Origin of the sequence: Cohnella fermenti (genome assembly GCF_004801405.1) — a bacterium.
GTDB classification, from domain to species: Bacteria; Bacillota; Bacilli; order Paenibacillales; family Paenibacillaceae; genus Cohnella; species Cohnella fermenti.
In genome coordinates, this window is the sequence record NZ_SSOB01000006.1 from 106,159 (window position 1) to 120,367 (window position 14,209).

The 14,209-nt window shown below is 50.5% G+C and carries 11 protein-coding genes; 1 reads left to right on the plus strand and 10 read right to left on the minus strand.

Annotated features, from left to right (window positions below; translation table 11 throughout):
• Positions 1–5: 5 nt before the first annotated feature.
• The 10 genes from E6C55_RS06290 to E6C55_RS06335 all read right to left on the minus strand — a co-directional run bounded on the left by E6C55_RS06290 (position 6) and on the right by E6C55_RS06335 (position 13,137).
• Positions 6–308 (minus strand): urease subunit gamma, encoded by a 303-nt coding sequence (locus tag E6C55_RS06290; protein WP_136368934.1) that lies wholly within the window; start codon positions 306–308, stop codon positions 6–8.
• A gap of 31 nt (positions 309–339) precedes the next feature.
• Positions 340–1,359: a HoxN/HupN/NixA family nickel/cobalt transporter gene (locus E6C55_RS06295; RefSeq protein WP_136369033.1), complete on the minus strand. Its 1,020-nt coding sequence runs from the start codon at positions 1,357–1,359 to the stop codon at positions 340–342.
• A 50-nt stretch (positions 1,360–1,409) separates the two neighbouring features.
• Positions 1,410–2,294: a hypothetical protein gene (locus E6C55_RS06300; RefSeq protein WP_136368935.1), complete on the minus strand. Its 885-nt coding sequence runs from the start codon at positions 2,292–2,294 to the stop codon at positions 1,410–1,412.
• Between the two features lie 95 nt (positions 2,295–2,389).
• Positions 2,390–6,712, minus strand: coding sequence for a M20/M25/M40 family metallo-hydrolase (locus E6C55_RS06305; protein WP_230986566.1), 4,323 nt, complete (start codon positions 6,710–6,712; stop codon positions 2,390–2,392).
• 384 nt (positions 6,713–7,096) lie between these two features.
• A complete protein-coding gene (gene pruA, locus E6C55_RS06310; RefSeq protein ID WP_136368937.1) occupies positions 7,097–8,671 on the minus strand; it encodes an L-glutamate gamma-semialdehyde dehydrogenase in 1,575 nt (524 codons plus the stop codon).
• Positions 8,672–8,688: 17 nt separating this feature from the next.
• Positions 8,689–9,588: an arginase gene (gene rocF, locus E6C55_RS06315; RefSeq protein ID WP_136368938.1), complete on the minus strand. Its 900-nt coding sequence runs from the start codon at positions 9,586–9,588 to the stop codon at positions 8,689–8,691.
• A 38-nt stretch (positions 9,589–9,626) separates the two neighbouring features.
• On the minus strand, positions 9,627–10,826 hold the full coding sequence (locus E6C55_RS06320; protein WP_136368939.1) for an ornithine--oxo-acid transaminase: 1,200 nt from the start codon (positions 10,824–10,826) through the stop codon (positions 9,627–9,629).
• A gap of 106 nt (positions 10,827–10,932) precedes the next feature.
• Positions 10,933–11,655: an amino acid ABC transporter ATP-binding protein gene (locus E6C55_RS06325; protein WP_136368940.1), complete on the minus strand. Its 723-nt coding sequence runs from the start codon at positions 11,653–11,655 to the stop codon at positions 10,933–10,935.
• Complete coding sequence (locus E6C55_RS06330; protein WP_136368941.1) at positions 11,652–12,299, minus strand: amino acid ABC transporter permease; 648 nt, start codon at positions 12,297–12,299, stop codon at positions 11,652–11,654. Before E6C55_RS06330 ends, E6C55_RS06325 begins: the two co-directional genes overlap by 4 nt.
• Positions 12,300–12,318: 19 nt before the next feature.
• The gene (locus tag E6C55_RS06335) at positions 12,319–13,137 is read right to left on the minus strand and encodes a transporter substrate-binding domain-containing protein (RefSeq protein WP_136368942.1); all 819 of its coding nucleotides are present in this window, start codon (positions 13,135–13,137) and stop codon (positions 12,319–12,321) included.
• A 392-nt stretch (positions 13,138–13,529) separates the two neighbouring features.
• Between E6C55_RS06335 and E6C55_RS06340 the strand changes: the two genes are divergently transcribed.
• Positions 13,530–14,174: a GntR family transcriptional regulator gene (locus E6C55_RS06340; protein WP_136368943.1), complete on the plus strand. Its 645-nt coding sequence runs from the start codon at positions 13,530–13,532 to the stop codon at positions 14,172–14,174.
• The last annotated feature ends 35 nt before the right edge of the window (positions 14,175–14,209 follow it).

Sequence of the window (14,209 nt, forward strand, 5' to 3'; positions counted from 1 at the left end):
CTTGTTTAAGCGATAGGCTTATGAACGGTCACCAACTTCGTGCCGTCGGGAAATGTCGCCTCGACCTGAACCTCATGGATCATCTCGGGAACGCCCTCCATCACTTGCTCCCGTTGCACCAGCTTTGTGCCATAGGCCATCAGATCAGCAACGCTTCTACCATCTCTCGCTCCTTCCATAATTTCCGAGGTGATCAGGGCGACGCATTCGGGATAATTAAGCTTGACGCCTCGCGCAAGACGACGCTTGGCCAACTCCGCCGCGACGGTAATCATCAGCTTTTCCTTTTCTCTCTCCGTGAGGTGCATGCCTTGAACTCCTTCTCCATAGGTTAGGGGATTAACCTGACAAGCGTTGCCCGATTCTCCCGTTTCGCCATACGCAATATGAGATGGCCCATGCACTCAATAGAATGCCGACCAAGACGAAACCGATCGATCCGAAATCCAGCTCCAGAATCCACTTTCCGGCACCATTCGTTGCCCCGGCATGGGATAGAAGGACTTGCGCCAATTCAAACCCGCCGATGACCAAGGCGGTAAGGACCGATAGTCCGGTAACGCTTATATTGTAATAAACTGTGCGAAGCGGATTCCGAAGCGCCCATCGGTAAGCTGAATTCATCAATATCCCGTCTGCCGTATCGAATAAGCTCATTCCGGCCGCAAACAGAATCGGAAGCGCCAATATTCCCGCAACCGGGACCTCATTCTGAGCCGCACTTGCCGACATCGCCAACAGAGCGATCTCGCTTGCGGTATCGAAGCCCAAACCGAACAAAAAGCCAATCGGATAGACATGCCAGCTTCGGTTTACGAACTTGTTTAACGGATTCAGCAGTCTGGACAGGAAGCCTCGCGTTTGAAGAATGCGCTCGAGTTTCTCTTCCTCATGTTCTTTGTGCCGCATCTCGCGATAAAGACGATAGAGGTTGATCAGAACAGCTAAATTGAACAAGCCCATTAGAAGCAGGAATATTCCCGATACCGACATTCCGATCGTTCCGCCGACTTCTTGCATCTGCGGCATATTTGCGGACGCCCAATCGATTACGAGCAAGGTGGCAACTGCCATGCAACAGACGACCGTAGAATGCCCCAGAGCAAAATAAAACCCGGCACCTGTCGCATTGCTGCCTTGTTGAACCAATTTACGAACGGTGTTGTCGATTGCCGCGATGTGATCCGCATCGAAAGCGTGGCGCATTCCCAACGTATAGGCTAAAATACCCAATCCCAGCAATGCAGGGTGATCTTGGTATGAGACTACCGCCAATAGGAGGCCAAGCACGTGCAAGATCAGCACCCAAATCCCGTAAGGAGTCCATGAAGATCTCTTTCCTTCACGATTCTCTACGATAGTCCCCTCCTCCCGGAGATCGAAATAAAATAGAGAGCCGGAACGGAGCCTTAACGAGGAACAACTTCCTTTGTCTTGGAGATCCGGTCCAGAATTTCTAGAATGCAATAAGCGGCCATAGGGCCCGTCGTCTCCGCTCCATCCTCGATCAAGTGGGCGATAGTCGTTCTGAAACCTGCGACTTCCCCTAGAATTTGCTTAAGAAGCCTATTGGGCATCTCCGCCCCGCTACTTCGTTGAACCTTCGTTGCTATAATTCCTTCTATCTCTCCCGCCAGCTCGGGAATGACTTCCGACATTCGGCTTCCTGATGAATTCCATTGCAGCTTTCGGTCGGTATCGGTTGCTAATAGTTTCATCAATTCGGACGGACATCTACCAATTTGCACAGCTTCCAGCCTTCTGATCCATTGTTGGAAGCGCTCGGGCTCGACTCCTGCCAACTCACATGCCGCTTGCCCCTTTTCCATCAAAGCCAACATGGCCAGTACGGAACTGATTCCCAGGAACATAGCATCAGGTTGTTCCAATGCGTCGTAAGTAACGGGGTCCAGCAAGGCGTAGTCCCCTTTGGATTCGCCGAGCAGTTCGAGAGCACGATTGATCAGAACCTCGTTCAAATTGTTTTGGTATGCCGTTCCCGTACCGTCCAAGGTCGGAAACGCTTTGATTTGGTCATGCCATCTACCCTGTTCGATCTCCTCTGCCGATCGTATCAGCAAGGAACCGACTCTACTTGGTATTTTCAAGCTATGGACGCTTAATCGAATCCAAGCTTTCTTCGTTTGAGAAGCGGCGACGACCCACTCCGGTTGCATTCTGTGATTGACGGAAGGATAAGCCGATAGTGCTCGTCGAGTCTGAATTCCATAATACGAATAGGCAGGCACGATGACCACGCCTTCCTCATCGGTCTCAACACGTGTCTCCTCCATGCTTTGCCTCCGATCCAAATTCCAGTAGTGATTGGACAAGACCCCGAGGTCGGGGCCTTGTCTGTTTATTTCTTTGCTTCAAGCATGCTTAAGAACTATTCCACACTCATCAGCTTGTAAACGATAACCGCTGCTTGGGCCCGGCTTGCGATTCCCTTAGGAAGGAACGTATCGGAGGAAACCCCGTTGATAACCCCCTCTTCCGCCAGCAACGCTATCGAATCCTTAGAATAGGCCGCAATACTTGACGAATCCTTGAACCTCTTGAGCGTGTCCTCAACATCTGCCGCTTGCTTGTCTTTGATCTGCTTCAAGATATTAGCGGCCATGATTGCCATTTCTTCGCGGGTAATCGGCCTGTTCGGATCGAATTTGCCCGACCCTACTCCCTGAACCAGATTCAATTGGACGGCTGTGGCAACGTAAGTGTAATACCAGCTTCCGCTGTTTACATCTGTAAAGGAAGCAACAGCTTGTTCATCGAGTAAGTCGAACGCGCGAACTAGCATCGTCAGGAACTCTGCACGGCTGACTTGTCCTTGCGGGTTGAATTGATTGTCGCCAATCCCCTTAACGATCCCCTTGGCAGCGAGGGATTGAATAGCGTCGATTGCCCATGGAGCTTGAGCCAAATCCTTGAATTCAGGAGTCGCGACCGGCTCCGTCGGCTCGGTCGGTTCCGTCGGTTCCGTTGGTTCGGTCGGCTCCGTCGGTTCCGTCGGTGTCGTTGTTGGAGGGGTAGTTGTCGGAGGCGTTGACGTTACCGGCGGGAGCGTAAGCTCCCCATCCGTCATCGAGTCCTCGGCCGCAGCCTCCGATGCCGCGTATACCGCCGTCGCCATCAGTCTGAATTGAGCCTGAGGATGGTCCTTATTGAAGGAATCGGAAGCGAAGATTGCCGCATCAACTCCGTCCTTCTTGTACACGATTGCCGCCGTCTTGCCTTGTGCAGCCGCGTTGGTTGGCCACCAACCCGCTACAAAGAAGTCGTCTGCGTCTTTAACGGTCGCGATGACTTCGGCGCCGTCCGGAACTGCCGTAATATACGATCCCGTATTGGTGTAGAGGTAATCCTCCGCTTCGTATGGCGACGTAAGGATGCTCTCTTGAGAGAAGACCGCTTTATACAAGCCTTCATAAGAACTTTCCGACTTGTAATTGAAGCCCGGAGCGGCATTGGCATTCTTGAAGAGACTCATCCCGCTTCTGCCGAAGCCAATGTAAGGAATGGACTTGATTTGATCGGCGTTGCCCGCATTAAGCAGAATATCCGCTTGAGCAAGCTCGTTCGTCACTGTAAAGCCGAGCTGATTAAGAACGAATTCCGCGTTGCTCTTGGCTGTTGTGCCAATGACAGCCGGCTTCAGTACCTTGCCGGAAGTATCGCCGTCCTTCGGGAATGGAACGACTGTCAGCATGTACTTGCTCGCAACCGTCACGAGGTTCGTATAGGAGACAAGGAAGTCTCCCTTCTCATAAGCGTTCGCCTCCGCACCTCCTCCGTTCTCGAGGAGAGTGACCTTTTTGTTGCCGGCAAGCAACTCGTTTACGGCTTGAATGGCCGCATTGTCGCGATTTCGAATGACATAATAATAAGAGCTGCCAGTAACAGGAGTTGCTGGAACATCAACCTGGGACTTGTCCGTAAGGACGGTAGTCATGTTTTTGAAGACATCCGCCGTTCGAACCTCATAGCTGTCGAACCCTCTCATCTCAGGGAAGCTTTGAATAATATCCGAGTACATCTCCGAGAAATCAGAGACATTAAATCCATCGTACAGGACCAGGTTGGCGAAGCCGCGGCTGGCCTGATGCATATTGACGATGTAGGTTCCCTTCGGATATACAGTCTCCCCGACGCGCACGCTCTGCAGAGTTCTCTCGACTTTGACTCCGTTATGAAGCAAATACTGCACCATCTTGTAAGCTTCCGACGGGCTCTTCTGGTGAGCGGCATCAACCGGAAGAACGTAATATTCCGGGAAGAAGTTCTCGTTCTCTCCGCGAGGACGTCCGATCGCCTCGTTGTTCGCGTTCAACAGATACTTGTCGACCATACGGTCGTCTTCATTGTTGAGACCGCGCTTGTAAATCTCCAATTGGTTCAGGAACAAACGATCCTTGTTGTCTGCCAAGTACTTGGTTGCCGCCATCGCGGTGTAGTAAAGAGCGTCGGTCGAATCCTGATTCAATTCGGGAATCTCGACCGTATGGCCCATTGCTCCATGATGCATCGCGAATACTGCTGTATAGGCAGGGGAAGCATCATCCCAGCCTGTCGCGTTGGCAATTGGCTTATACGAAGGATCCTCGGCCAGCTTCTGCGATTCCAGGTAAGGAATATGGAATGTGTCGTATTTGGTATTGGCGATTCCCGCTCGTCCCATAAGAGTGGCTTGCTCGACCATATTGTCGATAAGCAGGTCGTACTCAAAGTTCGGATCGTGCGGTGGCGTGCAAGGCTCGATCAGGAACTGGCCGACGAAGCCGTGGAAGTCAAGGAAGCTGGTCGGCATCCACTTCGCCAATTCTCCCATGACCTGCTGGGTTTCCGGTTGGGTCTGATAAGAGTTGTCGCGGTTCAAGTCGAAGCCCAACGAATTGGCGCGAGTGTTCAAGTATCGACCATCCGGATTCTCCGTATAGTCCAGAAGGAAGATTACATTATCGAGAGCTTTACCGATATCGAGCGTAATCGTCTGCTGCGCTCCGTTATCGTCCGTTGTATTGTAAGTGACGGTATTCTCGGTAACAAGCGATCGGAAAATATTGATGATGGCGTCAACGCCGGGTGCTTCGTCCGGATGAATGTTATTGATCCAGATCGGAACCTTGTAATCCTTGAGAGTTCCGTTGCGAATTTGCTTCTGCAGGCTCTCCGGATTGTTGAGCATTGCCGGAAGGGTCTTGTTCAGATAATCATCGACGGATTGAGCATCCTTCGCGACGATGGAGAACAGAATGTCCCTGCCTTGGACCGACTGCCCGATGACCTTGGTCTCAATATAGCGGTCCTTACGGTTCGGACTCTCCATGATCTCGTCGAGCGCCGGCTTGATTTCATCATAAGGGTGATAATCGTCGTAGACGTTGAGCGTGATCGGAGCTTGTCCGATGAGATTGCCGGTCTTGCCCGTTACGGCGAGGTCATACGTCCCCAAGAGCGCAGGGTAGCGGGAGCGGTTGGATGACAAGTTGGTTGTACCGAAGATGAGATCGAACGTAATCTTCGCCTTGAGCTTGCCATTCTCGACCACAGGAGTTCCCTCAACCGTAATGAACGGATCTCCCGTGAAGCCGCCGCTCTTATACTTCTTCCATTCCGAGAACGGCTTGCCTCCGAAGGTCCATTGCAAATCAGCCACCGCAGAAGTGCTTGGCATGTCGAATTCCACGTCGATCGTGCGCTTCTCCGTGATGGAGGCTTTGTCGTTGCTTAACGTTAGGGTCTGAGAAGCAGGTTCTTGAATTTCCAGAAGAATGTTCGTTAGGAGGGTCGTAAAGGTGCTAAGATGCTCCTCAATGCGACCCGGGTAATTCTGGGAGATGTAATCAAGGTTATCCTTGGAAGTGTGCCAGACCTCTCCGTCCTTCTCTGTCTGCGTATAGCCATCCAGATCGCCAAGATTCCAGTTCGTTGCCTCCAGATAAGCGTATGGGATGCCCGCGCTCTTGAAGGGAGCATGATCGCTCCAATCGCCGGTCGTTCCAGCCGGATATTTCGGATTCAAGCCTTGTTGCGTAGTGACTTGGAGATTCAAGCGAGCTGCGATATCCAACCCCAGATCCCGAACGAATCCGTCTCTGCCCTCGCTGCCGTAGATGTGCATGTTGTCGCCGACGGCAAGGCTATCCAGATTGATCATGGCGACGGCATTCTTGATCTCCTCGGCGCTCATGCCAGCCACGTAATTCTTCGATCCTCTAAGCCCCGATTCTTCAGAGCCGAAGGCGATGAACGTGATCGTATACGGAGTTGTCAGCCCGGCCAACGTCTTGGCCGTCTCCATCATGACGCCTACTCCTGAAGCATTGTCGTCCGTCCCCTTGCCTGCGCTTACGGAATCGTAATGAGCCCCGACATAAATGGTTTTCGACGAAGCGCCCGTCTTGGTCGCGACAACATTCGCAGTTTCATAGGTGACGCCCCTTGAGGTGAATTCGAAGGGAATTTTCGTTGGCTTGTAGCCCATTGCTTCGAACTGATCGTGGATATACTGGGCGGCAAGCGCATCGGCTTCGCTGCCAACTGTCCGTGTTCCTATCGTGGAGGAGAGGTACTGCATATAGCCGTATGCTGCATAGCCAACGGAGCTTTCCTCCAGCGGCGCAGCGAGTGCGGACAGGACAAGAGGCTCCTCCGACACCTCGGGATTCGCAACGAGCTCATCATCCGCAGTAGGAACTGCGCTCTCCAATACAGTCTCTTCCGATTGGAGAACAGGATCAGCACCGCCGGTTTCTTCTGCCCATGCGCTTGGCAAAATAGCCGATAGCATGAGGGTAAAAGCTAAAAGCATGGCTGTCATCTGTCTGTACATTTTCTTTTTCTGCATCTTAATCCTCCCGCTTCTGAGTTAGGATGAACGATGATAGACGTCAATAACTGCGTCGTTGCCTAGAGCATTAAGTCATCGAACATCACTCCTTCAACAAATGAATTATGTATACAATATTATGTACACAATATTCGTTACGTCTGCGTCATGAATTATAACATCGCCCGTAATTCTCAACAATCCTTATTTGCGAACACGGATGATTTTCGAGAGAAGTTCACATGTATCTAACGTTTATAATTGTTAATCTTCTTTACGAGACATCAACTTTGCTTGGGTAAAGAGCAACAGATAATCATGTCCCCCTGCCTTCGAATCTGTCCCGGACATGTTAAACCCTCCGAAAGGATGGACCCCCACCAATGCGCCCGTACACTTTCGATTCACATATAAATTGCCGCAGTGCATATCCCTCAATGCCGCTTCTATGCGATCCTCATCATGAGAGAAATAAGATCCGGTCAGGCCAAATTCGGTATCGTTATAGATACGAATCGCTTCCTTCCAATCTGTTGCTTTCGCAATGGCAAGCACAGGCCCAAAAATCTCTTCTTGCATGAGTTCAGAATCAGGATTCACATCTGCAAATGCAGTCGGTTCGATAAAATATCCTTCTCCGGCTCCTTTGCCTCCCCCAAATAAAAGCCTGTTCTTCCCCTTACCTCGTTCAATGTAAGAGAGTATTCTCTCATAAGAAGACTCGTCAATAACGGGGCCGATCGCTTTATTCTCCGTTGGTTGGCCCAACGACAATTTGGCCGTTAACTCGGCTATCTTTGCCAGCATCTCATCGTACACGGATTCAACGATAATGGCTCTGGAGCCCGCCGAGCATTTCTGCCCCTGGAAGCCAAATGCCGCCGATACGATAGCTTCCGCCGCCATATCCAAATCTGCCGTCTCGTCGACAACGGTTCCATCCTTGCCTCCCATTTCCGCTATGACTCTCTTTATCCAGATTTGTCCCTCTGCCGTCTCCGCTGCCAAGCGATTTATCCTCAACCCGACCTCCTTGGAGCCAGTGAAACTAATAAATCTGGTCTTGGGATGAGAGGTTAAATAATCGCCGATCTCAGCCCCGCTTCCCGGCAAATACTGAATGACGCCCGGAGGGATCCCCGCCTCGATCATCGTCTCGTAGAACCGATAGGCGATAATCGGCGTTGTGGAGGCAGGCTTCAACACGACACTATTACCTGCCACGACAGCTGCTGAGGTCATTCCCGCGCATATTGCCAATGGGAAATTCCATGGCGGAATCACGATCCCTACGCCTAACGGGATATAATCCAACCAATTTACCTCTCCCGTTAAACGAGTCAGAGGGTTTGTTTCATTGGTACGATTTAACCGAAGCATCTCACGCCCGTAATACTCCAGAAAATCGATGGCCTCTGCCGTGTCCGCATCCGCTTCCGTCCAGTTTTTGCCCGACTCTAGAATCATCCAAGCGGAATATTCATGCTTTTTGTCCCGGATGAGAGACGCTGCCTTGAACAAGCAGACAGCTCTTTCTTCGACAGGAGTCCTCTTCCACTTCTCGAACGCGAGCAACGAGGCTTCCATGGCCTTCTCAGCCAAGTCACGACTAGCTTTACTTACATAGCCCACAACTTGAGTCGGGTTTGCCGGGTCGACAGACACTGTCATATCGTCTGTATAAATGACCTCGTCCCCGATATGAAGGGGATACTTCTCCCCCTGTCTGCTTTTAATTAGCTTTATGGCGCTTCGCATCTCATTCGCGTTTGTTTCGTTGCCGAAATCTGTCAGTTTCTCGTTCACAAAAGCCCCGATGGCACTCAAATTCACTTGCATGTTGCTGTCCTCCTTAATCACAATATTCTTTTTCCTAACAATGAAGCGGTCAATTCTACGGCATGCCGCGCCGTTCTTCGATCGTTGTCGAGCACCGCATTAATCTCAACGACGTCTGCCGATCTCAAGAGCCCGGATTCCGCAATCATCTCCATGGCGAAGTGCGCCTCCCTGTAGCTTATGCCTCCGGGAACCGGCGTTCCAACCCCGGAAGCTATCTGAGGGTCCAACGCATCCAGGTCAAGACTGAAGTGTATGCCATCCGTCCCTTCTCCTGCGATCCGAATCGCCTTCTCCATCACGTTTCTCATGCCGTATCTGTCGATATCATGCATAGTAAAGCAAGTAATGCCCTCTTCGCGGATCAACTCCCGTTCACCAGGATCGATATCTCTTGCCCCGACAATGACCAGCTTATCTTTGGAAACAAGGTTAGATCCCTGTATATCCGTCAGCTTGAACCGTGCCCTTCCAAGAGCAATGGCGAGCGGCATTCCGTGAGCGTTCCCCGTCGGCGTCGTCTCCTCCGTATTCAAGTCCGCATGTGCGTCGAACCAAATAACACCAAGATTCCGGTAGTGCCCCGTCAACCCGGCCAATGATCCTATCGACACACTGTGGTCTCCTCCAAGAACCAAAGGAAAAAAACCGGACTGCAAGGCGCCAACGACTTGCTCGCTCACTTTTCTTGCCATGTCCTTGACTTCCGTGTAGTACTTAATGTCCCCGCTGCCGGCACTTCCCGAAGGATGACGACAGCAATCGATCTCGCAGTCTCCAACAATATCCATCCCTATGCCCTTGAGTTGACCAAGCAACCCGGCTGTTATCATGCTCTCCGGACCAAGCTCCGTACCGATCCGTCCACTGCCCATCCAGAAGGGAACGCGGATGATTCTTACTTTTTTGTCTATCATTTCTGTCTCCCTCATTCCAAGTAGCGTAGGACCCTGCGTCAATACGTCCCCTCCAATACAGATTCAACACGTGACAACGCCCAATCCAATTCCTCTTCGGAGATAATTAGCGGAGGAGCAAGCCGGATGATATTCTCATGGGTTTCTTTGCAGAGCAGGCCGCGCTCCATCAATGTCTCGCAGAAAGGTCTCGCCGGCCTATCCAGCTCTATCCCGACGAACAGCCCCTTTCCTCTGACCTCGCGAACAATCGGACTATTAAGATCTCGAAGTCTGTTTAACATCCTCTCTCCGAGAAGCGCGGACCTCTCATCCAGTTGTTCGTCCTCCATCGCCTCTAGCGCCGCTGCGGCCACCGAGCAGGCAAGCGGATTTCCTCCGAATGTAGAGCCGTGCGATCCCGGCTCGAAGACGCCCAGAATGGCATCACTTGATGCAACGGCAGAGATCGGCATTACCCCCCCTCCCAATGCCTTGCCCAGTATGATCATATCAGGAGACACATGCTCCCAGTCGCAGGCGAATCGCCGTCCCGTGCGGCCGAACCCGGTCTGAATTTCATCCGCAATGAACAGCACCCGATTCTTCTCGCATAGCTGTTTGGCTGCCGTAAGGAACCCTGCAGGGGGAATAACAATTCCGGCTTCACCCTGAATTGGTTCCAGCAGAAGCGCGGCAGTATTACGGTTCACCGCCAGTTCAAGCGCTTCAATGTCTCCATACGGTATTCGTTTGAATCCAGGCGTGAAGGGGCCGAAATCACGTTTGTACTCTTCGGAGGAAGAGAACGACGTAATTGTCGTCGTCCGGCCATGAAAGTTCCCCTCGCAAACAATGATCTCGGCCGCGTCAGCAGGAATTTCCTTGTACCTATATGCCCATCTGCGAGCGGCCTTTATCGCAGTTTCAACCGCTTCAGCCCCCGTGTTCATTGCCAGTATCATTGATTTGCCGGTATAATTCGCCAATTTCTCATAGAAGCAAGCCAACTCCTCGTTGTGGAACGCCCGGGAGGTCAACGTTACCCGATCGGCTTGTTCCTTTAACGCTTGGATAACTCTGGGATGCCGGTGACCCAAGTTAAGAGCGGAATAGGCGCTTAACATATCCATATACCGATTGCCCTCCGGATCTTCCACCCATACACCTTCGGCCCTGGCAATAACAATAGGCAGGGGCAAATAATTGCGTGCTCCGTATTTCTCAACTCTTGCGATTACCGTCCTCGAATAGTTCATTTTCCTCACCTTTAAAATATTGTATACAATATACAAATGATTTCAAAAAAAAGATTCTGCATCTCTCATATCTCATCGATTCAGAATCCTTCGCCCTTGCTCTGATTCACAACACCTTAGATAGAAACTCTTTGGTGCGCGGATGCCCGGGTTTTTCAAAAATATCCCTGGGTTTTCCCTCTTCGACAATCTTACCCCCATCCATAAACAGCAAGCGGTCTCCGACCTCCCTGGCAAATCCCATCTCATGGGTAACGATAACCATCGTCATTCCTCTCCGGGCCAACCCCTTCATGACGTCAAGAACCTCCCCAACCATCTCTGGATCCAGCGCCGAGGTGGGCTCATCGAACAAGATGACGTCAGGCTCCATTGCCAAGGACCGCGCAATTGCGATGCGTTGCTTCTGACCGCCCGACAGGCTGTTCGGATAAGCATGTTTTTTGTCTTCCAAGCCGACAGCCTTCAAGAGTCCGATTGCGAGCTCTTCCGACGAAGCTCTCGAGAGCTTCTTTAATTTCCTTGGAGCAAGCGTAAGATTCTCCATCACATTCATATGGGGAAATAAATTAAAGTGCTGGAAAACCATCCCCATCTTCTGCCGAATCGAGTTCAGCTCCGATTGCTTCTCGACAACCGGCCGACCTTCAAACATGATCTCACCGGAGCTTGGCTCCTCAAGACGATTCAAGCATCTCAGGAATGTGCTCTTGCCCGATCCGCTCGGCCCGATAACGACTACAACTTCCCCCTGATGAATGGTACAATCTATCCCTTTGAGCACTTCGTGCTTACCATAGGATTTGCGCAGTTCCCGGACCTTGATCATCTCGTTCTCAGCTTCCTTTCCAATGCACCCAGCAGCTTGGAGAGCGTGAAGGTCATGATAAAGTAGCAGGCGCTTACGACAAGAAGCGGCTCGAAGGTCAAAAAGAGCGAACCCTGAATTGTCCTTGCATTGTACAGAAGCTCTGCAATTCCGACGGTAGATACCAAAGAAGAATCTTTAATGATGATAATAAATTCATTGCCAATGGCCGGCAACATGTTACGGAATGCCTGTGGAAGCACGATGTGGTACATCGTCATTCCCCGCGGCATTCCCAACGATCTCGCCGCTTCCGTCTGCCCTTTATCGATCGCCTCGATCCCGCCGCGGAACACCTCGGCCATATAAGCCGAACTGTTGACGGTAAGAGCGACAACACCTGCCATAAAAGCAGACATGTTTATTCCGAACTCCGTAAGACCGTAGTAAATAAGCAATATTTGCACGAACAAGGGAGTCCCTCGGATTATTTCCACATAAGCCGAAGAAACGGCCTTTGCCACCCATACCCCCGACAACCTTAGCAAGGCCAAAAAAATTCCAAGCAGGGTGCCGAGTATGACACCGAAAAAAGAAAGCTTCAGCGTCACCCAGGCACCATGAGCAAACATCTGCCAGTGGTCCGTAAGAAAGGAGAAATTCATCGTAATCTACCTTTGCATTTTATTCTCCTGCCAATTCATTCGCTTCAACGACGAAACGATCAATGTCGCCATTATCCTGGAGCCGCTTTAGCGTCTCATTAATATCCTCCACCAGTTGTGCATCGCCCTTCTTCACCGCAATGGCGAAACCCGTCTCGTCCGCAGGCTGTTCAATGACAATATCCGACACCGCCGTAGAGGACTGCGTCTTGGCGTATTGCTCAGCCACAGGCTTCTCTAGAATCACAGCATCTACACGACCGCTAGTGATCTCCATCACCAACTCTGGTATTTTGGATAACGACGTTAGTTGAGCACCCTCGATTTCCTTGGCAAGATCCTCTTGAATGGTTCCTTTCTGAACGCCAATTTTTTTGTTCTTCAGATCTTCCGGCGTCTTATACTGATCAGCCGTTTCTTTGCTCACAAGAACCCCTTGCGATGCGTTATAGTAGATATCCGAGAAGTCGACCTGCTTCCGGCGTTCCTCGGTCGGATTCATACCGGAGATGACAAAGTCTACCTTGCCCGTATCCAAAGACAGAAGAAGTCCATCGAAATCGGTATCTGTAATCACTAGTTCAGCATTAAGATCCTGGGCGATCTCCTTCGCGATAGCAATATCGAACCCTACAATCGTATCCTTGCCGTCAATCGTCTTGTGGAACTCGAACGGAGCGTAATCTGCGCTTGTACCGACAACGATCTTCCCTTGCGATGCCGACGGGGACGGAGTTGAAGCCGGAGTTTCCGAAGCGGAATTATTCTCTTTGTTGCCACACGCTCCAAGTACCCCTAGAGCCATGACCGCCGTCAATGCAATTAACCTTTTCTTCATTCCCTCTGATCTCTCCTTTTCTCTAGGAAACAGAATGCGAGATGCGAAAACCTGACATCTCGTATACAATATACATTGTACAACACTCCGTTCGTGTAATGTATTATAACACCGAGAGGTGTGGACGACAATACCATTTAAGACAAAATTAAATACCCTAACCTCGCGTTATATTATGTAACATGGAAAACGCATTTTCGTATTATCTTAAAGTTTATTATTGTCGTCCATGCGTTCCAATGTTAGTATTAAAAATAGACTCATTACACCATCCGAGAAACTGACAGCATTGGATCAATCACTATTCGATTGGGACACATGCTGTTTAAGTATATGTTGGTATGCAATAATAGGATTAGGTGAGATTGTTGCGGTTCAGAGGAGGCACGCCGTTGGAACTACCTAAATACCAATCGCTAAAGGACCATGTCTATAATTATATAGTATCTAAGATCCAGGACGGCGCTTGGTCGCCGAATCAAAAAATCAACGAAGCCGAGATCTGCAAAACTTTGGATATTAGCCGAACACCCACACGAGAAGCCCTGTTCCAATTGACGAACGACAACCTACTAGAATACATCCCCAGACGAGGCTTTATCGTAAAACCTTTTCATCCTAAAGAAAAGTTGGACGTATCGCAAATTATTGGAGCTTTAGATGCACTTGCCGCTTCGCTCGCTATCGAGCACATCGGAGAGCACGAGCTTAGCAGGATGCAGAGTATTGTCGATAAGATTAACGATGACATCAACCGCAGGGACTTTGCGGAATATTATCAAGATCAGTATGATTTCCATGAGATTTACACGCTCAAATGCAACAACCCTACGCTGATCGAGAAAATTCATCAGTTAAAGAATGGCTTTATACGCCAGTCTTACATAAGCGAAGACAAGGAAAAGATGGCTCATGTGCTCCTGGAAGTAAATGCTGAACACCAACAGGTCATCGAATGCTTTATGAACAAAGACAAAGATCGCCTCGATTGCTTGCTGAAGTTCCATTGGCGGATCATCGATTCCGAGATGTTGTAATCGAAATCCAAACTTCGCTTCGCCTGCCCTGGGCG